The 21,053-nt window shown below is 60.2% G+C and carries 17 protein-coding genes; 4 read left to right on the top strand and 13 right to left on the bottom strand.

The annotated features are described in order from the left end of the window. Nucleotides 1-289 precede the first annotated feature (289 nt). The 12 genes from C6382_RS21315 to mtnA all read right to left on the bottom strand — a co-directional run bounded on the left by C6382_RS21315 (nt 290) and on the right by mtnA (nt 16,563). Complete coding sequence (locus C6382_RS21315; protein ID WP_256589168.1) at nt 290-1,639, bottom strand: Wzz/FepE/Etk N-terminal domain-containing protein; 1,350 nt, start codon at nt 1,637-1,639, stop codon at nt 290-292. A 193-nt stretch (nt 1,640-1,832) separates the two neighbouring features. Then, complete coding sequence (locus C6382_RS21320) at nt 1,833-2,867, bottom strand: LPS O-antigen chain length determinant protein WzzB (RefSeq protein WP_107026302.1); 1,035 nt, start codon at nt 2,865-2,867, stop codon at nt 1,833-1,835. A 264-nt stretch (nt 2,868-3,131) separates the two neighbouring features. Beyond that, on the bottom strand, nt 3,132-4,589 hold the full coding sequence (locus tag C6382_RS21325) for an MBL fold metallo-hydrolase RNA specificity domain-containing protein (protein WP_107026303.1): 1,458 nt from the start codon (nt 4,587-4,589) through the stop codon (nt 3,132-3,134). Nucleotides 4,590-4,706: 117 nt separating this feature from the next. Then, nucleotides 4,707-4,946 carry a lipopolysaccharide assembly protein LapA domain-containing protein gene (locus C6382_RS21330; protein ID WP_107026304.1) on the bottom strand — a complete coding sequence of 80 codons (240 nt, stop codon included), beginning with the start codon at nt 4,944-4,946 and terminating at the stop codon, nt 4,707-4,709. A 20-nt stretch (nt 4,947-4,966) separates the two neighbouring features. Further along, nucleotides 4,967-5,269, bottom strand: coding sequence for an integration host factor subunit beta (ihfB, locus tag C6382_RS21335; RefSeq protein ID WP_107026305.1), 303 nt, complete (start codon nt 5,267-5,269; stop codon nt 4,967-4,969). A 261-nt stretch (nt 5,270-5,530) separates the two neighbouring features. Continuing rightward, nucleotides 5,531-7,207 carry a 30S ribosomal protein S1 gene (gene rpsA / locus C6382_RS21340; protein WP_038608311.1) on the bottom strand — a complete coding sequence of 559 codons (1,677 nt, stop codon included), beginning with the start codon at nt 7,205-7,207 and terminating at the stop codon, nt 5,531-5,533. A 125-nt stretch (nt 7,208-7,332) separates the two neighbouring features. Next, nucleotides 7,333-8,013, bottom strand: a complete 681-nt coding sequence (gene cmk, locus C6382_RS21345; RefSeq protein WP_371919645.1) for a (d)CMP kinase — start codon at nt 8,011-8,013, stop codon at nt 7,333-7,335. 2 nt (nt 8,014-8,015) lie between these two features. Continuing rightward, nucleotides 8,016-10,223, bottom strand: coding sequence for a bifunctional prephenate dehydrogenase/3-phosphoshikimate 1-carboxyvinyltransferase (locus tag C6382_RS21350; protein WP_256589170.1), 2,208 nt, complete (start codon nt 10,221-10,223; stop codon nt 8,016-8,018). Between the two features lie 77 nt (nt 10,224-10,300). Next, nucleotides 10,301-11,395, bottom strand: a complete 1,095-nt coding sequence (pheA, locus tag C6382_RS21355) for a prephenate dehydratase (RefSeq protein ID WP_107026308.1) — start codon at nt 11,393-11,395, stop codon at nt 10,301-10,303. Then, on the bottom strand, nt 11,395-12,480 hold the full coding sequence (gene serC, locus C6382_RS21360; protein ID WP_107026326.1) for a 3-phosphoserine/phosphohydroxythreonine transaminase: 1,086 nt from the start codon (nt 12,478-12,480) through the stop codon (nt 11,395-11,397). Before serC ends, pheA begins: the two co-directional genes overlap by 1 nt. A gap of 100 nt (nt 12,481-12,580) precedes the next feature. Then, nucleotides 12,581-15,208 carry a DNA gyrase subunit A gene (gyrA, locus tag C6382_RS21365; RefSeq protein WP_107026309.1) on the bottom strand — a complete coding sequence of 876 codons (2,628 nt, stop codon included), beginning with the start codon at nt 15,206-15,208 and terminating at the stop codon, nt 12,581-12,583. A 278-nt stretch (nt 15,209-15,486) separates the two neighbouring features. Beyond that, complete coding sequence (gene mtnA / locus C6382_RS21370) at nt 15,487-16,563, bottom strand: S-methyl-5-thioribose-1-phosphate isomerase (protein WP_107026310.1); 1,077 nt, start codon at nt 16,561-16,563, stop codon at nt 15,487-15,489. A gap of 109 nt (nt 16,564-16,672) precedes the next feature. On the opposite strand from mtnA, the gene C6382_RS21375 reads away from it, so the two are divergent. The 4 genes from C6382_RS21375 to C6382_RS21390 all read left to right on the top strand — a co-directional run bounded on the left by C6382_RS21375 (nt 16,673) and on the right by C6382_RS21390 (nt 20,277). Beyond that, nucleotides 16,673-18,004, top strand: a complete 1,332-nt coding sequence (locus C6382_RS21375; RefSeq protein ID WP_107026311.1) for a TRZ/ATZ family hydrolase — start codon at nt 16,673-16,675, stop codon at nt 18,002-18,004. 63 nt (nt 18,005-18,067) lie between these two features. Then, nucleotides 18,068-18,766, top strand: a complete 699-nt coding sequence (gene ubiG, locus C6382_RS21380) for a bifunctional 2-polyprenyl-6-hydroxyphenol methylase/3-demethylubiquinol 3-O-methyltransferase UbiG (protein ID WP_107026312.1) — start codon at nt 18,068-18,070, stop codon at nt 18,764-18,766. A gap of 2 nt (nt 18,767-18,768) precedes the next feature. Continuing rightward, a complete protein-coding gene (gene mupP / locus C6382_RS21385; protein WP_107026313.1) occupies nt 18,769-19,440 on the top strand; it encodes an N-acetylmuramic acid 6-phosphate phosphatase MupP in 672 nt (223 codons plus the stop codon). A gap of 96 nt (nt 19,441-19,536) precedes the next feature. Beyond that, on the top strand, nt 19,537-20,277 hold the full coding sequence (locus tag C6382_RS21390; RefSeq protein WP_107026314.1) for a YciK family oxidoreductase: 741 nt from the start codon (nt 19,537-19,539) through the stop codon (nt 20,275-20,277). Between the two features lie 2 nt (nt 20,278-20,279). Here the strand turns inward: C6382_RS21390 and C6382_RS21395 are convergent, their stop codons facing one another. Then, on the bottom strand, nt 20,280-21,032 hold the full coding sequence (locus tag C6382_RS21395; protein ID WP_371919646.1) for a TenA family transcriptional regulator: 753 nt from the start codon (nt 21,030-21,032) through the stop codon (nt 20,280-20,282). Between the last annotated feature and the right edge of the window lie 21 nt (nt 21,033-21,053).

Below are 21,053 nucleotides of genomic sequence, written 5' to 3' on the forward strand. Positions count from 1 at the left end.
CCCACCCGCGTCACTTTCCTACAGAGGGGGCTTTGCTCCCTACGATTCGTTCGTCGCCGGCCAAATTAATGCAGCATGCCGCACGCTACGCTTGCGTGTAAAAGGTCTCAAAACGACAGAGGTCCGCGTGGGACAGTCCCTGTGAAAGAGGCTGCAATCATAGGGACTTGCATACCAATGTTCCATCTAAGTTTGCATGGACGGCAGCCATAATCGCCGAGCGGATTCCACCCTGCAAAGGGCTTGGCCTGGATAGCATCAGCGTGACATCAACCAACCGACCAAGCTGTCAACTGTTTACCCCGCTTCGAACCATGCCAGGCACCACCACACGCTCGGCTGAGCCCTCAATTTCGAGAGTCCTCATCTGCCGGAGTCTTGATTTGAACATACCGCGCGTGAGCGCGATGATGGCACCCAGGAGTAGACCACCAGCCAATGCAAAGGCAACAATCAGGACTTTGCGTGGTTTGATAGGCCGGTTTGGCGCCACCGCTTGCTGGTCGATGCTCACCAAGCGCAACTGTTTCATGTCAGTATCAATACCCTGCAAGCGCATCCGTTCCACGCGCAGCGACTCGATGCCCTCGAGAAAAACGGCTTCATTTTTTCGAGCCTTGAGGCTTTCAACCTGACGGTTGGACGCCAACAACATCAGTTCTTTTCGGATCTGAGCCACCCGAGGCTCTGTGAAATCGTCAGAGCTGCGTTTACGCAAGGTATTGCGCTCGGCTTCGAGCACATCAGCCCCCAGGAAGTACAATGGAATTTGCTGACTATTCACCTCGGTGCGAATCACATTAGCGTTTCCGAGGGATTCGTCGGCCATCGCCGACGGTGTCGATGGTCTTTTAAGCCCCAGGCTTCTAGCGATGGTGATCGCTTCATCAAGTTGCGCCAAACGAGCTTCGCGACGCATTTTCAGCTGAACGCGTAGCGCCTTGAGCTCATCCTGCAGTTGAGCCCGCTTGATATCATCCTCTTCAACCAGCCTCGCAATTCGGCTCTGCTTTTTAGCCTCGTATTCAGAAACTGCCGACTTCAGGTTAGCGTCAATTTCCGCCAAACGGTTACCAATAATCACCTGAAGATCTTCTGTAAGCTGCAGGCGCTCTCGCTCTACAGCGTAGGTCACAAAGTCGTTAAGAATTGCGGCGCCATCCAGCCCTTTTTCATAGCGCATCTTCACACCAATATAGGCGCTCAGCAGCTCGGTTTTCTTGGGGTCAGGCTGCACCACCTTCAGCGCATCGTGATTGAAGTTACTAAAAGCCTGTTCTGGCGTTCCACCGATAGAACTGTAGGCTTCTATCAACTCGGGCCGAGACCGAAAAAAATTCCAACGTGTATCGTAGGAATCCAATGCAGCGCCCACCCGCTTAAGCGCTTTCTCTGGAGGCAAGTTGTAGATCTTCGATCGGTTTAATAAATCTAGATCGTTCAACGCCACGGGGCGCAGAACTGTATTCACCTCATACACTGGAGTGACCAGGTATGCATAGACAGCCCCAAGCACTGCGCACAGAATACCGACGCTGCCGATCAGCGCCTTGCGACGCCAAAGCGACTGGAGAATATTGAAGAGATCGATCTCATCCTGAGCATGATGTACTGAAGAAACTCGAGAAACGCTAGTCACTGCGAACGCCTGTCTAGTAAAGGGGCAAAACTCACCCAAGACAGGCATCCCTGGAACATAGCTCGGCAGTCAGCAGAGCCATCCATCAGTACAACCCATGTCATCGGTGACGGGGCCGCCATTCTCGCACCATCCGTCACCTCACAACAACCTCAGGTACTATCTCTTTGCCATTAACCAATTCGCCTTATAGTTAGGTCGCCTTCCGCCTGACCCAAACATCTCTGCCCATTGCGACCGCCAACCCCAAGCCGACACCGATCACTACACTCAACAACACAATCAAAACCTTCCTAGGTTTTACCGGCTTGTCAGGCTGGTCAACCACGCCATCCTGCTGATAAACAGCGATGGCTGCAGGCTCAATCTTGAGGTTACGGTAGAAAGCCAATTTTTCCTGCTTGCTGCGCAGCCCAGCGATGAAAGGGTCGTCAGAGGCGCGTGACTCGAGGTTCGCGATTACCGCCTCTAGCGCCTTGCTGCCGCGCATATAGGTCAGAGTTCCATCCATACCGGCCGAAACCTCACCTGAAATAATCGGCGGCTTTTCAAGACCAATGGAACGAGCAACTCTGAGCGCTTCACTGAGCTGGATTATTTCGTCCTGTCGAGTCTTGCGAGCTGCAGCTCGAGCGCCGTCTATCTGCTGCTGAAGATTATCCGCCTTGACCAATGCTTCGCTTTGATTTCCCTTTAGCACTTCAAGCTTGGCTTGCGATGCTGCCATTTCCGCGTACGTAGCCACCCATACTGCTGCTTGTTGCGGATCTTCGACACTGGCCGTGATGACAAACCGAGATGGCGAATCTTTTGCAGCAACACCGATTTTCAGGAGGCGATTGAACTGACTGTACAGCGCATCGCGAGACTCGCCACGCCCCCCGTCACTGAGCGTCGGCAGATAGACCGAACGAAAAAACTTGTTACGCACAGTTTCAGATTGAAGTGATCGCAGATAAACCTCATACACGTCCTTGATAGTGAGCATGCTGAGCCCAGTATCGCCCCCCCGACCATAATTCAATTGGGCGATGTCATTCTGTGACGGCGGCTGAACGTAAAGTTTTGCCTCATAGATTGGCGAGGCCAATTTTGCGTACGCAACCCCTAAGATGATGATCGGTAGCGCGATGACGGCTACCCAGACCTTTTGCCTCCACACCCCTTGAACAAGCTCAAACAGGTCAACCTCATCACTACCACTCAGGCGCTCAGATTCATTGCGCATTTATTCTAATTTTCCTTGGGTCCGTCTAACTGCATTCGTACTTAAGGTGCACGGTCGTCGTGCTTGGCCCACCTCTTCAGCCCAGAGCCAGGCGGTTTTGTCGCTTCTCTCCCTGAAGAGTAGCGGCATTTGGCCAACATGCTTACGAGACATACCCCTTACTTCATCGGCACTCTGAGCCTCAATCTTTAATTTGCAGTAGAGCACCTGAAAGCGCAATAAGTTCCATCACAATCGACCGGCAACCTGCTCGCCGCCAAACGGTCAACCACCCCCTGGAATCGTCACCTTCACCTCCAATCCCTCTTGGGCATAACGCCGCTGCAGCGCCACAGCCAAGCCCCTCTTCGCCGCCTCCTCACCATGCACCAATACCACCTCACCAGGCGGCTGCCCCATACCCAGCGCAAACCCCACCAACCCCACCTGATCCGCATGCCCGGAATAGCCTTCCAAGGTGATGACCTTCGCGCGCACTTCATACATCTGCGCATCCAGGTCGATCTTGACGAAACCTCCCGCCCCCTGCGTCGCCTGGATCACAGCCCCGGGAGTGCCTTTTACCTGATGCCCGACAAACACCACCTCATGCCGCGGGTCGCCCAGCATGGCTTTGAGATAGTTGACGATACGACCACCCGAGCACATGCCGTTACCGGCAATGACAATAGCCGGGCGACCCGTGCTCTTGAGGTAATTGACCACCTGCTGGTGCCTGGCGTGGGTGTCGATGCTGATGAGCTGGCGAAACCCCAACGGCGCTCGCCCCTGACTCAGACGCTGCCTGGCTTCGTCATTCCAATACTCGCGCAGGTCGCGGTAGGCCTGGGTGATGCGATGGGCCAATGGCGAGTCGAGAATGATCGGCAGCTGCGACCAGTCTATAGCCTGGAGCGGATCGACTTCGGGGCTACCCTCCTCTTCCTTTAATAGCGCCTTGCGATAGAGGATGTCTTCTATCTCGTAGAGCAACTCCTGGGTGCGACCCAAGCTGAACGCCGGGATCATGATAGTGCCTTGATCGGCAAGGGCCCGATCAATAGCCGCTTCAAGCCGCTGTTGACGCTGGCTGCGATCAGCATGCAGGCGGTCGCCGTAGGTGCTTTCCAGCACCAGGATGTCGGCGCGTTCGGGTGGCTGCACGCTGCGCAGCAACGGATTGCAAGGCGCCCCCAGATCACCGGAGAAGACGATGCGGGTGTCGCTACCGCTCCCGATATCCTCGACGTCGCACTCGACATAAGCCGAGCCCAGCAGGTGGCCGGCGCGCTGCAGGCGGATTCGGCATTTGACGGTTTCGCGCTCGACGAGCGAATGCCACTGCCCGAAGGCCAAGGGCACGATGAGCTGCTGGATATGTTCGATGTAGCGGGCTACCTGGGCCGGCTCGCTGCTGATGCCGAGCCTGTAGGCATCTTCCAACACCAATGGTAGCAAGCGTGCGGAAGGCTCGCTGCAGAGGATCGGGCCGCGAAAGCCTGCGGCCAGCAGTGCCGGGATGCGGCCGACGTGATCGAGATGAACATGGGTGACGATCAGCGCCGCTATGCCCTGGACGTCAAACGCTACATGCTGCCCATCGACCTGCGATGGTGCATCCACCCCCTGCTCCAGGCCGCAATCGACCAACAGGCTGCTGTAGTCGTCAAGATGAAGCTGGTGGCAGGAGCCGGTGACACCGCGGGTGGCACCATGATGCGAGAGAAAGGGATAGCGCGTCATGAGAGGTATGCTCCAGGCTGACGAAGAGTGGCGCTATCTTCCACCCCTCTCCTAAGAACCTCATTAGGCGAAATCGCGGCAACCTGTAAGAGAACTCCCCCTGAGCAGGAAGTCCGCTCAAGGCGCAGTCCGCACACGGCGCTTGCTGCGCAGTACGCCATAGGTCGCCAGCAATGGACCGATCGCCAGGCCCAGCAGCAAGGCAGCCAGTACTGGCACCGCCACTGGCATCGCTGGCGCCGACCAGCCGAACATGACCAAGGCAACGGCTTGCTGGTTTTCCAGCACGAAAAACAGCACCAGCGTCGCCAATGCCAGAATGAACAGCAACGCTAAGGCGCGCTTGAGATTACGCATGACTCGCTCCCTGGCGATGATTAGCCGGCATGTTCATGCTGCTCATCTTCATTGACGCGGTCGCGCAGCTCTTTACCCGGCTTGAAATGCGGCACGAACTTGCCATCGAGACTGACCGACTGGCCGGTCTTGGGGTTGCGCCCCACCCGCGGTGCACGGTAGTGCAAGGAAAAGCTGCCAAAGCCACGAATCTCGATGCGATCCCCAGTCGCCAGGCACTGAGACATCTGTTCAAGCATGGTCTTGATGGCCAGCTCGACATCCTTGGATGAGAGCAGCCCTTGATGGGTGACAATACGTTCGATCAGCTCCGACTTCGTCATATTTTTCCCTTCTTTATCAAGCAGCTAGATCATTGCTTCATTGTTTTTAGCATGACCTGAGGATTTTGAACAGGGCGGTTATTGACTTAATCGTGGATTCTTGTATCACCCCCTTCTTGGGAAAATCATGGCACTTTGCCTGTAGCTTTGCCAAAGCCTGCCAGCACAAGGGTTACAGCGCTAAACGCAACCCGGGACAGGCTAAATCGCAGGCACAAAAAAGGGCGACCGAAGTCGCCCTTTTTTTGATCCAAGCAGAACTTAGTTCTGTTTGGCCATTGCCTGACGCAGCAGCGCGGCCATGGTGGTATCAGCAGCTTCCGGAGCAGTTTCTTTCAGGCTCTGGATGGCTTCTTTCTCTTCAGCGTCGTCTTTCGACTTGATGGAGAGGCTGATCACGCGGCTCTTGCGGTCAACGCTGATGATCTTGGCTTCGATCTCTTCGCCTTCCTTCAGGACGTTACGCGCGTCTTCAACGCGGTCACGGCTGATTTCGGAAGCTTTCAGAGTGGCTTCGATGTCGTCGGCCAGGGTGATGATAGCGCCCTTGGCGTCAACTTCTTTAACGATACCTTTGACGATAGCGCCTTTGTCGTTGACAGCAACGTAGTTGGAGAACGGATCGTCTTCCAGCTGCTTGATACCCAGGGAGATACGCTCACGCTCTGGATCAACCGACAGGATCACGGTGTCCAGCTCGTCGCCCTTCTTGAAGCGACGTACGGCTTCTTCGCCCACTTCGTTCCAGGAGATGTCGGACAGGTGAACCAGACCGTCGATGCCGCCGTCCAGACCAATGAAGATACCGAAATCGGTGATCGACTTGATGGTGCCGGAGATCTTGTCGCCCTTGTTGAACTGGCCAGAGAAGTCTTCCCATGGGTTGGACTTGCACTGCTTGATGCCCAGGGAGATACGACGACGCTCTTCGTCGATGTCCAGAACCATGACTTCCACTTCGTCGCCGACTTGTACGACTTTCGAAGGGTGGATGTTCTTGTTGGTCCAGTCCATTTCGGAAACGTGTACCAGGCCTTCAACGCCTTCTTCCAGCTCAGCGAAGCAGCCGTAGTCGGTCAGGTTGGTAACACGCGCCATGACGCGGGTGCTTTCTGGGTAACGGGCTTTGATAGCAACCCATGGATCTTCACCCAGTTGCTTCAGGCCCAGGGATACACGGTTACGCTCGCGATCGTACTTCAGAACCTTGACATCGATCTCGTCGCCAACGTTGACGATTTCCGATGGGTGCTTGATACGCTTCCAGGCCATGTCGGTGATGTGCAGCAAGCCATCAACGCCGCCCAGGTCAACGAATGCGCCGTAGTCGGTGAGGTTCTTGACGATACCTTTGACCTGCTGGCCTTCCTGCAGCGATTCCAGCAGAGCTTCGCGCTCGGCGCTGTTTTCGGCTTCCAGGACGCTGCGACGGGAAACGACAACGTTGTTGCGCTTCTGGTCCAGCTTGATGACCTTGAATTCCAGCTCTTTGCCTTCCAGGTGGGTGGTGTCGCGCACTGGGCGGACATCAACCAGGGAGCCCGGCAGGAACGCACGGATACCGTTAACGTCGACAGTGAAGCCGCCTTTAACCTTACCGTTGATAACGCCCTTGACCACTTCTTCGGCGGCGAAAGCTGCTTCCAGAACAATCCAGCACTCGGCGCGCTTGGCTTTTTCACGGGACAGTTTGGTTTCGCCAAAGCCGTCTTCGACCGCGTCCAGCGCAACGTGAACTTCGTCACCGACCTTGATGGTCAGCTCGCCAGCTTCGTTGTAGAACTGCTCGAGCGGGATGACGCCCTCGGACTTCAGGCCAGCGTGTACGGTAACCCAGTCGCCGTCGATGTCGACAACGATACCGGTGATGATCGCACCCGGCTGAAGATTGAGGGTTTTCAGGCTTTCTTCAAAGAGTTCTGCAAAGCTTTCGCTCATTTTAATTCCTGTAAATAAGGGCGAAACATACGCCCATCAGCCACATTCCAGACAATGTGGGTTTCGTTCATATAAAGGAAAGCGGGCAGGACGTTGACTGGTGCCCCTGCCTGCTTCCCTGGTCATCAGGCGAGATCGCGCAGGGCGAGCTCGCTCTTGATGCGTTCCAACACCTGCTCGATGGACAACTCCGTGGAATCCAGCTGAATCGCATCGGCCGCCGGCTTGAGCGGGGCCACTGCGCGCTGGGTGTCGCGCTCATCACGCGCACGAATCTCATCTAGCAGACTCGACAGACTAACATCTTCGCCTTTCGCCTTCAACTGCAAGTAACGGCGACGCGCCCGTTCCTCGGCGCTGGCGGTCAGAAAAACCTTCAAGGGCGCTTCGGGGAACACCACTGTACCCATGTCGCGACCGTCGGCAATCAGCCCCGGCGCTTCCTGAAACGCCCGCTGACGCTGCAGCAACGCATCACGCACCGCAGGCAGCGAAGCGACCATGGAAGCCCCGGCACCTACCGTCTCGGTACGAATGACATTACTGACATCCTCACCTTCAAGAATAGTCTGCTGCAGCTTGCCCGCCTCGGCGGCGATGAACTGCACATCCAGGTGCGCAGCCAGCTTGACCAGCAGCTCTTCGTTGGTCAGGTCGACGCCATGGTTGCTGGCGGCAAAGGCCAGCAGGCGATACAACGCGCCCGAATCCAGCAGCTTCCAGCCCAGCTCACGGGCCAGGATGCCAGCAACGGTGCCTTTACCCGAACCGCTTGGGCCGTCGATGGTGATGACCGGCGCATTCATGTTCACGACTTGCCCTCTTCGGCAACACGAATCCCGACTTCGGCGCACAGGGCGAGGAAGTTCGGGAAAGAAGTGGCGACGTTGGCGCAATCGTGGATACGGATCGGTGCCGAGGCGCGCAGCGAAGCGACGCTGAATGCCATGGCAATACGATGGTCACCATGCCCGTGCACTTCACCGCCGCCGATCGGGCCGCCGTCGATGATGATGCCGTCCGGGGTCGGCTCGCATTTCACACCCAGGGTCAGCAGGCCATCAGCCATGACCTGGATGCGGTCGGATTCCTTGACCCGCAGCTCTTCGGCGCCACGCAGTACGGTACGGCCTTCGGCACAGGCCGCGGCGACGAACAGCACCGGGAACTCGTCGATCGCCAATGGCACCAGGTGCTCAGGGATCTCGATACCCTTGAGTTTGGTGCCACGCACACGCAGGTCCGCTACCGGCTCACCACCGACTTCACGCTGGTTTTCCAGGGTGATGTCGCCGCCCATCAGCTTGAGGATATCGATCACACCAGTGCGGGTCGGGTTGATCCCGACATGCTCGAGCACCAGCTCCGAACCCTCGGCAATCGAGGCGGCCACCAGGAAGAACGCCGCCGAGGAGATGTCGGCTGGCACTTCGATGTGAGTCGCGGTCAGTTTGCCACCCGACTCCAGGGAGGCGGTCGGGCCGTCAACGTTAACGCTGTAGCCGAAACCACGCAGCATACGCTCGGTATGGTCACGGGTTGGCGCCGGCTCGGTGACCGTGGTCTTGCCTTCGGCATACAGGCCGGCCAGCAGCAGGCAGGATTTCACCTGGGCACTGGCCATTGGCAGGGTGTAGGTCAGCGCCTTGAGCTTGTGGCCACCACGAATGGTCATCGGTGGACGGCCTTCAGCGGCGGTCTCGATCACTGCACCCATTTCCCGCAGCGGGTTGGCGACACGGTTCATCGGCCGCTTGGACAGCGAGGCATCGCCGGTCAATACGGTGTCGAACGGCTGCGCAGCGAGCAGGCCGGACAACAGACGCATGGAGGTTCCGGAGTTGCCCAGGTAGATCGGGCCCGGTGGCGGCTGCAGGCCATTGAGGCCAACACCATGAATGGTCACCCGACCATGGTGCGGGCCTTCGATGACCACACCCATGTCGCGGAAGGCCTGCAGGGTCGCCAGCGCGTCTTCACCCTCAAGGAAGCCTTCGACTTCAGTGGTGCCTTCGGCCAGGGAACCCAGCATGATCGAGCGATGGGAAATCGATTTGTCGCCTGGTACGCGAATTCGGCCAGACAGTTGGCCACCAGGATTTGCCAGGAAAATCAGGTCGTTGGAGTTCATAGCGTCCACATAGGCCCGGCGGGCCAGGATTTTACTGAAATGCTCGCGGGCAACCCGGGCGCGCGTGAAGACGCCCAGCAATTGATGCCCATCCCCTGCATCGACCGCGTCGCGCAAGGCGTCGAGGTCGCTGCGAAATGTATCGAGTGTGCGCAGAACAGCTTCGCGGTTGGCGAGAAATATGTCGTGCCACATGACCGGGTCGCTTCCGGCGATTCTCGTGAAATCGCGGAAACCTCCGGCAGCGTAACGGAAGATATCCAGGTTTTCATTGCGTTTGGCCAGGGAATCGACCAGGCCAAAGGCCAGCAGGTGCGGCAGGTGACTGGTCGCCGCCAGGACTTCGTCATGGCGCTCGACCTGCATGTGCTCGACATCGGCCTCCAGCGCACGCCAGAGCCGATCGACCAACGCCAGCGCCTCTGGGTCGGTTTCGGCCAATGGCGTGAGGATGACTTTATGACGGCGGAACAGGGCGGCATTAGAGGCTTCCACCCCACTCTGCTCGGAACCGGCAATCGGGTGCCCGGGCACGAAGTACGCCAACTGTTCGGCAAACGCCTCACGCGCAGCGCGCACGACATTGCCCTTGGCGCTGCCGACATCGGTGAGCACCGCACGCCCGAGGTCAAGTTGCGCCAGGCGTGCCAGGAGCTTTTCCATGGCCAGAATCGGCACAGCCAGTTGAATGACATCAGCGCCAACGCAGGCAGCGGCCAGGTCCTCTTCGCAGCGGTCGACCACCCCCAGCTCCACCGCCAGCTTGCGCGACTGTGGATCCAGGTCGACACCGACCACTTCGCGGCACAGGCCGCTTTCACGCAGCCCCTTGGCGAACGAACCGCCAATCAGCCCGAGACCGACCACCACTAGCCGGCCGATCAGCGGCTCAACCTTGTTTACCACGACTTCAACCACGGAGCAGGACCCTGTTCAAATCTGCATGCACGCCACTCATTATCTCAGAGTACCGCTTTGGGATAGGAACCCAATACCTTGAGGGCCACGGCTTCCTGGCTGATCTTCTCGAGCACGGCCTTGATCAGCGGATCGCGGTGGTGACCGATGAAGTCGATGAAGAACACGTAGGTCCATTTGCCACTGCGCGACGGACGGGTCTCGATACGCGTCAGGTCGATACCGTTCTCGTGGAACGGCACCAGCAGCTCGTGCAAGGCACCCGGCTTGTTGCTCATGGAAACGATGATCGAGGTCTTGTCGTCGCCGGTCGGTGGCACTTCCTGGTTACCGATCATCAGGAAGCGCGTGGAGTTGTCCGGACGGTCTTCGATCTTCTCGGCCAGACGCGTCAGGCCATACAGCCCTGCGGCCATGTCGCCGGCGATGGCCGCCGAGTTCCACTCACCCTTGACCCGCTTGGCCGCCTCGGCGTTGCTCGACACCGCCACGCGCTCGACGTTCGGGTAGTGGGCATCCAGCCACTTGCGGCACTGGGCCAGAGATTGCGCATGGGAGTAAATGCGGCTGATGCTGTCGGTCTTGGTGTTTTCACCGACCAGCAGGTGGTGGTGAATGCGCAACTCGACTTCGCCACAGATGACCATGTCGTGTTCGAGGAAGCTGTCGAGGGTGTGGTTGACCGCACCTTCGGTGGAGTTTTCCACCGGCACCACGCCGAAGTTGACGGCACCGGCCGCCACCTCGCGGAACACTTCATCGATGGCCGCCATCGGCTTGCTGATCACGGCGTGACCAAAGTGCTTCATCGCCGCCGCCTGGGTAAAGGTACCCTCAGGGCCCAGGTAGGCCACCTTGAGCGGCTGCTCAAGGGCCAGGCAGGAGGACATGATTTCGCGGAACAGGCGGGCCATTTCTTCGTTGCCCAGTGGCCCCTGGTTGCGCTGCATCACGCGCTTGAGCACCTGCGCCTCACGCTCAGGGCGGTAGAAGATCGGCTCTTCACCGGCAGGCAAGGCCGCCATCTTCACCCGCGCCACTTCCTGCGCGCAGCGGGCACGGTCACTGATCAGCTCGAGGATTTTCTCGTCGAGGCTGTCAATGCGCACCCGCAGCGCCTTGAGTTCCTGCTCCGACATCAGCCGTGCTCCTTCTCGAATTCCGCCATGTAGGCCACCAGCGCTTCGACGGCGTCCAGGCCCAGGGCGTTGTAGATCGAGGCACGCATGCCGCCCACCGAACGGTGACCCTTGAGGTTGAGCAGGCCACGGGCGTCGGCACCGGCGAGGAAGGCCTTGTCCAGGCGCTCATCGGCCAGACGGAACGGCACGTTCATCCACGAACGGGCATTGATGCTGATCGGGTTGCTGTAGAAGTCGCTGCTGTCGATGAAGCCGTACAGGCGCTCTTTCTTGGCCCGGTTGCGTTGTTCCATGGCGGCAACACCGCCCTGCTCCTTGAGCCACTCGAAGACCAGGCCCGAGAGGTACCAGGAATAGGTAGCCGGGGTGTTGTACATCGAGCCATTGTCGGCCGCGACCTTGTAGTCGAGCATGGTCGGGCAGCTGCTGCGGGCACGACCGATCAGGTCTTCACGCACGATCACCACCACCAGGCCGCTCGGGCCGATGTTTTTCTGGGCGCCGGCATAGATCAGGCCGAAGTCGCAGACATCGACCGGACGCGAAAGAATGTCCGAAGACATGTCGACCACCAGCGGCACCTCACCGGTCTGCGGCACCCAGTCGAACTGCAGACCACCGATGGTCTCGTTCGAGGCGTAGTGCAGATAAGCGGCGCCTGGCGTCAGGTTCCACTCGTTCTGACCAGGAATGCTCAGGTAATCGGAGGACTTGGCGCTGGCAGCAACGTTGATGTTGCCGAAGCGACGGGCTTCTTCAATGGCTTTCTTCGACCAGATACCGGTTTCGATATAGTCGGCAGTGCCATGCTCAGGCAGCAGATTCAGCGGAATTTCGGCGAACTGCTGGCTCGCACCACCCTGCAGGAAGAGCACCTTGTAGTTGGCGGGAATGGACATCAGGTCGCGCAGATCCTGCTCGGCCTTCTCGGCAATGGCCACGTAGTCGTCGCTACGGTGACTCATCTCCATCACGGACAGACCCTTGCCATTCCAGTCCAGCATTTCGGCCTGGGCGCGCTGCAGGACAGCGTCGGGAAGCGCAGCAGGGCCTGCGCAGAAGTTAAAGGCTCGTTTGCTCACATCCACTCTCGCTCTGCTCATGATGTCCGTGGAGCCGGCCGTTGTGGCGCAGAGACTGCACCGCAACGACCACCCCACCAGGGTTACGCTACTGCGTTGATTATTCCTGCGGCGCCTCTTCGTCGCCAGCGGCCTCGGCCTCTGGTGATTCAACGGCGTCAGCATCGACCTCGTAGTCCTCGTCGCCTTCCTCTTCGGACGGCTCCTGGACACGCTCAAGACCCACCAGGGTCTCGTCGCTGGCCAGTTTGATCAGGGTCACGCCCTGGGTGTTACGACCCAGGCTGGAGACCTCGCCGACGCGGGTACGGACCAGGGTGCCCTGGTCGGAAATCAGCATGATTTCCTCGCCGTCCTGCACCTGCACGGCACCAACCAGGCGACCGTTACGCTCGTTGCTGACCATGGCGATAACGCCCTGACCGCCACGCTTGTACTCAGGGAACTCGCCGATTTCGGTGCGCTTGCCATAACCACGCTCGGAGGCGGTGAGAATCTGGCTGCCCTCCTCCGGAATGATCATCGAGATCAGCTTCTGCCCTTCGGCCAGACGCATGCCGCGCACACCGCGAGCGGTACGGCCCATGGCGCGCACGTCGGACTCTTTGAAACGGGTGACCTTGCCGGCGTCGGAGAACAGCATGACCTCACGCTCGCCATCGGTGATGGCCGCGGAAATCAGCACGTCGCCTTCGTCCAGCTCCAGGGCGATCAGACCGACGCTACGCTGACGGCTGAAGGACTCCAGCGGGGTCTTCTTCACGGTACCGTTGGCGGTGGCCATGAAGATGAAGTGACCTTCGGTGTACTCCTCGACCGGCAACATGGTCGAGATGTACTCGCCTTCGTCCAGCGGCAGCAGGTTGACCAGCGGTCGACCGCGCGCGGCACGCGAGGCTTCGGGAATTTCGTAGGTCTTGAGCCAGTACACCTTGCCCTTGCTGGAGAACAGCAGCAGCGTGGTGTGGCTGTTGGCGACCAGCAGGTGCGAGATGTAGTCCTCGTCCTTGACGCCGGTGGCCGACTTGCCTTTACCGCCGCGACGCTGGGCCTGATAGGCGGCCAGCGGCTGGGTCTTGGCGTAGCCGCCGTGGGAGATGGTCACAACCCGGTCTTCTTCCGGAATCATGTCACCCAGGGTCAGGTCCAGACGCGCGTCGAGGATTTCGGTGCGGCGCACGTCGCCGTATTCGGCACGGATCAGTTCCAGCTCTTCGCGGATCACTTCCATCAGGCGCTCGGCGCTGTTGAGGATGCGGATCAGCTCGCCGATCTGCTTGAGAATCTCCTGGTACTCGGCCAGCAGTTTCTCGTGTTCCAGGCCGGTCAGGCGGTGCAGGCGCAGGTCGAGAATGGCCTGGGCCTGCTCTGGCGACAGGAAGTACTTGCCATCACGCAGACCGTACTGCTCGTCGAGGTTTTCCGGGCGGCAGGAGTCGGCACCGGCACGCTCGACCATGACCTGCACGGCGCTGGATTCCCACGGTGTGCTGATCAGCGCTTCCTTGGCTTCCGACGGGGTCGGCGACGCCTTGATCAGGGCGATGACCGGGTCGATGTTGGACAGGGCAACCGCCTGGCCTTCAAGGATGTGACCACGCTCACGGGCCTTGCGCAGCTCGAACACGGTACGGCGGGTAACCACTTCGCGACGGTGACGAACGAACGCCTCGAGCAGGTCCTTGAGGTTCAGGACCCGCGGGCGACCGTCGATCAGGGCGACGATGTTGATGCCGAAAACCGCCTGCAGCTGGGTCTGGGCGTAGAGGTTGTTGAGGATGACCTCAGGTACCTCGCCACGACGCAGCTCGATGACGATACGCATACCGTCCTTGTCGGACTCGTCGCGCAGTTCGGTGATGCCTTCGAGTTTCTTTTCCTTGACCAGCTCGGCGATCTTCTCGATCAAGCGCGCCTTGTTCAGCTGGTAAGGCAGTTCGGTAACGACGATCTGCTGACGGCCACCGACCTTGTCGATGTCTTCGACGGTGGAACGCGCACGCATATAGATGCGGCCACGGCCGGTGCGGTAGGCCTCGATGATGCCCTGACGGCCGTTGATGATCGCGGCGGTCGGGAAATCCGGACCTGGGATGAACTGCATCAGCTCATCGACGGTGATGTCGGCGTTATCGATCAGTGCCAGGCAACCGTCGATGACTTCACCGAGGTTGTGCGGCGGAATGTTGGTCGCCATGCCCACGGCGATACCGCTGGAACCGTTGACCAGCAGGTTGGGGATCTTGGTCGGCATGACCGCCGGGATCAGCTCGGTGCCGTCGTAGTTGGGCACCCAGTCGACGGTTTCCTTGTGCAGGTCCGCCAGCAGTTCATGGGCCAGCTTGGTCATGCGCACTTCGGTGTATCGCATGGCTGCGGCGTTGTCGCCGTCCACCGAACCGAAGTTGCCCTGGCCGTCGACCAGCAGGTAACGCAGCGAGAACGGCTGGGCCATACGGACGATGGTGTCGTAGACCGCGGTATCACCGTGGGGGTGGTACTTACCGATCACGTCACCGACCACACGGGCGGATTTCTTGTACGGTTTGTTCCAGTCGTTACCCAGTTCGCTCATCGCATACAGAACGCGGCGATGCACGGGCTTCAAGCCATCACGCGCATCGGGCAGTGCACGCCCGACAATGACGCTCATCGCGTAGTCGAGGTAGGACTGTCTCAGTTCGTCTTCGATATTGACCGGGAGGATTTCTTTGGCCAGTTCGCCCATGAGAAGCCTGATTCCTTTTTCTGGTGAAACCTCGTCACATCCATATGGGACGAACGAAGCTCGCCGCTGCAAAGTGACTCCTTGCAACGACTTACGACAAATCAACGAGTTAAGCCATGGATCTGCGCAGTAAAGACAGCCCTACAGGGCTACCTTGGAAACCGTCGGATGTTACCACAATCGCCCAGACGGTGGGAGTGGGCTGCAGCACTACTACCCTACTGCTCGTCAGTAACGCCCGCCAGCCGCTCCAGCAGGCCGCAAGCGCACCGAAACACTCAATGCAAACGCTTGCGACACATCAGTTGCGCCATCTTCACCGTATCCGGCCGTTCGACGATGCCTTTCTCGGTCACGATCACATCGATAAGGTCGGCCGGCGTCACGTCAAATGCCGGATTGACCGCCTCGACCCCGGCACCCAAAGGCTTGCCGTCGACCTCTAGCAGCTCGCTGACGCTACGCTCTTCGAGCGGGATGTCTTCGCCGCTTTCCAGATTCATATCGATGCTCGAACTCGACGCCACCACCATAAAGCGCACACCGTGGTGCATGGCATTGACGGCCAGTTGGTAGGTACCGATCTTGTTGATCACGTCGCCATTGGCAGTGACGCGATCCGCACCGACGATGACCCAGGTGATGCCTTTGGTCTTCATCAGGTGGGCAGCAGCAGCGTCGGCGTTGACCGTGACCGGGATGCCTGCCTCGGCCAGTTCCCAGGCGGTCAGGCGCGAACCCTGCAGCCATGGCCGGGTTTCGTCGACGTAGACCCGTTCGACCATGCCCTCCAGATAGGCGGCGCGGATCACCCCCAGGGCCGTGCCGAAACCGCCGGTGGCCAGGGCGCCGGTGTTGCAGTGGGTCAGCAAGGCCTGTTGGTTGCCCTGGTGTTTGCGAATCAGCTCGACGCCCAACTGAGCCATGGTCAGGTTGGCCTCGCGATCACTGTCATGGATGGCCACCGCTTCGGCGACCATGATCGCCGCGACATCATCGCCCGCCCTGATCCGCAACAAGCGTTCGCGCATGCGATTGAGCGCCCAGAACAGGTTGGCGCCGGTCGGGCGGGAGTTGAACAGCAGCTCGAAGTCCTCTTCCAGGGCCATTTCCCAGTCGTCGCCTGCGGCCAGGCGCTGACGTACAGCCATGGCCAGGCCATAGGCGGCGCTGATGCCAATGGCTGGCGCACCGCGCACCACCATCGAGCGAATGGCCTGGGCCACTTCAGCGACATCGGTGCAGGCCTGCCAGGTCTGCTCGAACGGCAGAACACGCTGGTCGAGCAGGTACAGGATGCCATCACGCCAATCGATGGCTTTCACCTTCTCCGCTGCCAGCAGTTGATCGCGCATGCCTCACCCCGTCATTCAGCCATCAAAAGCGTACGATTATAGCGAGCCCCTGGCGTAGACGCTCGGGTATACTTCGCCCTCAGCCCAAGTGTCTCAGGGAAATCCCGCCATGCCCAAACCCGCTACGCCGCTCGACCTGCTGCTCCTGCCTGATTGGCTGGTGCCTGTCGAACCTGCCGGGGTGGTATTGAAGGATCATGGCCTGGGCATTCGCGACGGGCAGATTGTGTTCATCGGCCCCAGGGCCGAAGCCGAGCGCCTGGTCGCCAGCGAAACCCGCGAGCTGCCAGGTTGCCTGCTCAGCCCCGGGCTGATCAACGCCCACGGCCACGCGGCCATGACCCTGCTGCGCGGCCTGGCCGACGACCTGCCGCTGATGACCTGGCTGGAAGAGCACATCTGGCCCGCCGAAGGTCGCTGGGTCGATGAGGATTTCGTACGCGATGGCACCGACCTGGCCATTGCCGAGCAGATCAAAGGCGGCATCACCTGTTTTGCCGATATGTACTTCTTCCCCAAGATCGCCAGCGAACGGGTGCACAACAGCGGCATCCGCGCGCAAATCGCCGTGCCGCTGCTGGATTTCCCGATCCCCGGCGCGCGCAGTACCGAAGAAGCCTTGCACCTGGCCATCGAACTGTTCGGCGATCTGCGTCACCACCCGCGCATCACCGTGGCCATGGGCCCGCATGCGCCCTACACGGTGAGTGACGAGAACCTGGAGAAGATCCGGGTCATCGCCGAAGAACTCGACGCACCGATTCACATGCACCTGCATGAAACCGCCTTCGAGGTGGAGCAATCGCTGGCAACCCGCGGCGAGCGCCCACTGGCCCGGATTGCCCGCCTGGGCCTGCTCGGGCCGCGCCTGCAGGCGGTGCACATGACCCAGGTCAGCGACGAAGACCTGGCGCTGCTGGTAGAAAGCAACACCAGCGTGGTGCATTGCCCGGAGTCCAACCTCAAGCTGGCCAGTGGCTTTTGCCCGGTCGAACGCTTGTGGCAGGCCGGGGTCAATGTGGCGGTGGGTACCGATGGCGCGGCCAGTAACAACGACCTCGACCTGCTCGGCGAAACCCGCACCGCCGCCCTGCTGGCCAAGGCTGTGGCAGGCTCGGCCGCCGCGCTGGATGCCCACCGGGCACTGCGCATGGCCACCCTCAACGGTGCCCGGGCACTGGGCCTGGATGCGCTGACCGGTTCGCTGGAAAGCGGCAAGGCCGCTGACCTGGTGGCCTTCGACCTTTCCGGCCTGGCCCAGCAACCGATTTACGACCCGGTTTCACAACTGATCTATGCCAGCGGCCGTGACTGCGTCAAGCACGTCTGGGTCGCCGGCAAACAACTGCTCGACGAGCGCCGCCTGACCCGCATGGACGAACAGGCGCTGCATGCCACCGCCTGCGCCTGGGGCCAGCGGATCGCCGAGCGCCGCGAATAACCGGCTGGCAGCTGCGGCTGCCGGCCCGTGACACCTTTAATCAAAGTTTCAGAGGACCGTTCCATGAGCAACGTCGACCACGCCGAAATCGCCAAGTTCGAAGCCCTGGCCCACCGCTGGTGGGACCGCGAAAGCGAGTTCAAGCCGCTGCACGACATCAACCCGCTGCGGGTCAACTGGATCGACGAACGGGTCAAGCTGGCCGGCAAGAAGGTTCTCGACGTCGGCTGCGGTGGCGGCATCCTCAGCGAAGCCATGGCCCAGCGCGGCGCCACGGTGATGGGTATCGACATGGGCGAAGCGCCGCTGGCCGTGGCTCAGTTGCACCAGCTCGAATCCGGCGTCGAGGTCGAATACCGGCAGATCACCGCCGAAGCCCTGGCCGAAGAGATGCCCGAGCAGTTCGACGTGGTCACCTGCCTGGAAATGCTCGAGCACGTGCCTGATCCCTCGTCGGTGATCCGCGCCTGCTACCGCATGGTCAAGCCGGGCGGCCAGGTGTTCTTCTCGACCATCAACCGCAACCCCAAGGCTTACCTGTTCGCGATCATCGGCGCCGAATACATCATGAAGCTGCTGCCGCGCGGCACCCACGACTTCAAGAAGTTCATCCGCCCTTCCGAGCTGGGCGCCTGGAGCCGTGAGGCCGGCCTGAACGTCAAGGACATCATCGGCCTGACCTACAACCCGCTGACCAAGCACTACAAGCTGGCCAACGACGTCGACGTCAACTACATGATCCAGACCCTGCGCGAGGAATGAACATGCGCCTGAGAGCAGTACTTTTCGACATGGACGGCACCCTGCTCGACACGGCGCCGGACTTCATTGCCATCTGCCAGGCGATGCTCGCCGAGCGCGGCCTGCCCGCCATCGACGACCAGCGCATCCGTGACGTGGTGTCCGGCGGTGCCAAGGCGATGGTTTCGACCACCTTCGATCTCGATCCTCAAGCCGCCGAATTCGAAGCCTTGCGCCTGGAGTTCCTTGAGCGCTATCAGCAGGGCTGCGCGGTGCACAGCAAGCTCTACGACGGCATGGCCGAGCTGCTGGCCGATATCGAGAAAGGCAACTTGCTGTGGGGGGTGGTGACCAACAAGCCAGTGCGCTTCGCCGAACCGATCATGCAGCAGCTGGGCCTGGCCGAGCGCTCGGCACTGCTGATCTGCCCGGATCATGTGAAGAACAGCAAGCCGGACCCTGAGCCGCTGATCCTCGCCTGCAAGACCTTGAACCTGGATCCGGCCAGCGTGCTGTTCGTCGGTGACGACCTGCGTGATATCGAGTCTGGCCGTGATGCCGGTACTCGCACTGCAGCGGTGCGCTATGGCTATATTCATCCGGATGACAACCCCAACAACTGGGGCGCGGATGTGGTGGTCGATCATCCGCTGGAGCTGCGCAAGGTGCTCGATAGCGCGCTTTGCGGTTGCTGATTTCGACAAGGATCGCGGGGCAAGCCCGCTCCCATAGGGATCACGGTGGGAGCGGGCTTGCCCCGCGATGAGTCAACACACTCAAGAGGTAACCCCATGTTCGATTACTCCGCCCGCCCCGACCTGCTCAAAGGCCGGATCATCATGGTCACCGGCGCTGGTCGCGGAATCGGCGCAGCAGCCGCCAAAGCCTACGCCGCCCATGGCGCGACCGTGCTGCTGCTGGGCAAGACCGAAGCCAACCTGAGCCAGGTCTACGACGAGATCGAAGCGGCCGGCCATCCCAAGCCTGCAGTCATCCCGTTCAACCTGGAAACGGCGCTGCCGCATCAGTACGACGAACTGGCAGCCATGATCGAAAGCGAGTTCGGGCACATCGACGGCCTGCTGCACAATGCTTCGATCATCGGCCCGCGCACGCCACTGGAGCAGTTGTCTGGCGACAACTTCATGCGCGTGATGCAAATCAACGTCAATGCCATGTTCATGCTCACCAGCACCCTGCTGCCGCTGCTCAAGCTGTCCAAGGATGCGTCGGTGATCTTCACCTCCAGCAGCGTCGGGCGCAAAGGCCGAGCCTACTGGGGTGCTTACGGGGTGTCGAAGTTCGCCACCGAAGGCCTGATGCAAACCCTCGCCGACGAACTCGAAGGCGTGGCGCCGGTACGCTCCAACAGCATCAACCCGGGCGCCACCCGCACCAGCATGCGCGCCCAGGCCTATCCGGGCGAAAACCCGGAAAACAACCCGCTGCCCGAGCAGATCATGCCGGTGTACCTGTACCTGATGGGCCCGGACAGCACTGGCGTCAACGGCCAGGCGTTCAACGCCCAGTAAGCTCAGCCCTCGACCAGTTCCGCCTGGGCACGGGCGGGCTGGCGCTGTTCCAGCTGCATGCAGCGCTCAAGAAACAGGTGCATGTAGTCGTAGCTCTTGCAGACCGCTCGACGCAGCTCAGCCTGCAACGCCCGGGACGGGTTGTTACCGGCCAGGGTACAGACGATTTCCAGCGCCTCCCACGGGTGGGCATCGTCGTACTGGGCATGCATCTTCAGCCACTTCATGGCGCGCTTGCGGCCTTCCTCCGGGAAGCCCTGGGCATACACACCGGTCGAACACACCACGGCTGACCATTCACCGGTCGCCCCTTCGATTGCATAGTTGGTTGCGGCGATGGCCACCACCAGCGAATCGGCAGCGCAGGTATGCCAGCACCAGTCGCTCAGGGCGTTGAGTTCGGTCGGCACGTCCTGAGCCTGCAGGTCTTCGAGGCTGACGCCATGGGCCTGGCTCCAATACAGCCAGTAGTCGGCATGGTTGAGCTCGACGCGGATATTGCGCATCAACCAGCGCCGCGCCATGTCTTCGCCGGGGTGGCGTGCGTAGCGGGTCTTGGTCAGGTTCTTGGCCATGTACAAGGAGAACTGCTCGACCACCGGCCAGCCGCCAATCAGGTACTGGCGCATGGTACGAGCACTGAGCCGGCCATCGCGCATGCGTTGATAGAGTTCGTGTTCGACTACCCGGCGCTTGCTCTCATGGCAATCCTTGATCAGCTGCTGGGCCCAGAGCGGGTAACTGGTGGGGTCCATCAGTGGACCGGTACGGACAAA

The sequence above is a fragment of the Pseudomonas sp. BBP2017 genome (assembly GCF_003024385.1).
Classification (GTDB): Bacteria; Pseudomonadota; Gammaproteobacteria; order Pseudomonadales; family Pseudomonadaceae; genus Aquipseudomonas.

Excerpts from the sequence above, each read along its gene's own strand:
- mupP (WP_107026313.1), top strand. The coding sequence starts at position 18,769 with ATGCGCCTGAGAGCAGTACTTTTCGACATGGACGGCACCCTGCTCGAC.
- ubiG (WP_107026312.1), top strand. The coding sequence starts at position 18,068 with ATGAGCAACGTCGACCACGCCGAAATCGCCAAGTTCGAAGCCCTGGCC.
- rpsA (WP_038608311.1), bottom strand. The coding sequence starts at position 7,207 with ATGAGCGAAAGCTTTGCAGAACTCTTTGAAGAAAGCCTGAAAACCCTC.
- gyrA (WP_107026309.1), bottom strand. The coding sequence starts at position 15,208 with ATGGGCGAACTGGCCAAAGAAATCCTCCCGGTCAATATCGAAGACGAA.
- C6382_RS21330 (WP_107026304.1), bottom strand. The coding sequence starts at position 4,946 with ATGCGTAATCTCAAGCGCGCCTTAGCGTTGCTGTTCATTCTGGCATTG.
- pheA (WP_107026308.1), bottom strand. The coding sequence starts at position 11,395 with ATGTCGGAGCAGGAACTCAAGGCGCTGCGGGTGCGCATTGACAGCCTC.
- mtnA (WP_107026310.1), bottom strand. The coding sequence starts at position 16,563 with ATGCGCGATCAACTGCTGGCAGCGGAGAAGGTGAAAGCCATCGATTGG.
- C6382_RS21395 (WP_371919646.1), bottom strand. The coding sequence starts at position 21,032 with ATGGACCCCACCAGTTACCCGCTCTGGGCCCAGCAGCTGATCAAGGAT.
- C6382_RS21320 (WP_107026302.1), bottom strand. The coding sequence starts at position 2,867 with ATGCGCAATGAATCTGAGCGCCTGAGTGGTAGTGATGAGGTTGACCTG.
- C6382_RS21390 (WP_107026314.1), top strand. The coding sequence starts at position 19,537 with ATGTTCGATTACTCCGCCCGCCCCGACCTGCTCAAAGGCCGGATCATC.
- cmk (WP_371919645.1), bottom strand. The coding sequence starts at position 8,013 with ATGAATGCGCCGGTCATCACCATCGACGGCCCAAGCGGTTCGGGTAAA.
- ihfB (WP_107026305.1), bottom strand. The coding sequence starts at position 5,269 with ATGACGAAGTCGGAGCTGATCGAACGTATTGTCACCCATCAAGGGCTG.
- C6382_RS21375 (WP_107026311.1), top strand. The coding sequence starts at position 16,673 with ATGCCCAAACCCGCTACGCCGCTCGACCTGCTGCTCCTGCCTGATTGG.
- C6382_RS21325 (WP_107026303.1), bottom strand. The coding sequence starts at position 4,589 with ATGACGCGCTATCCCTTTCTCTCGCATCATGGTGCCACCCGCGGTGTC.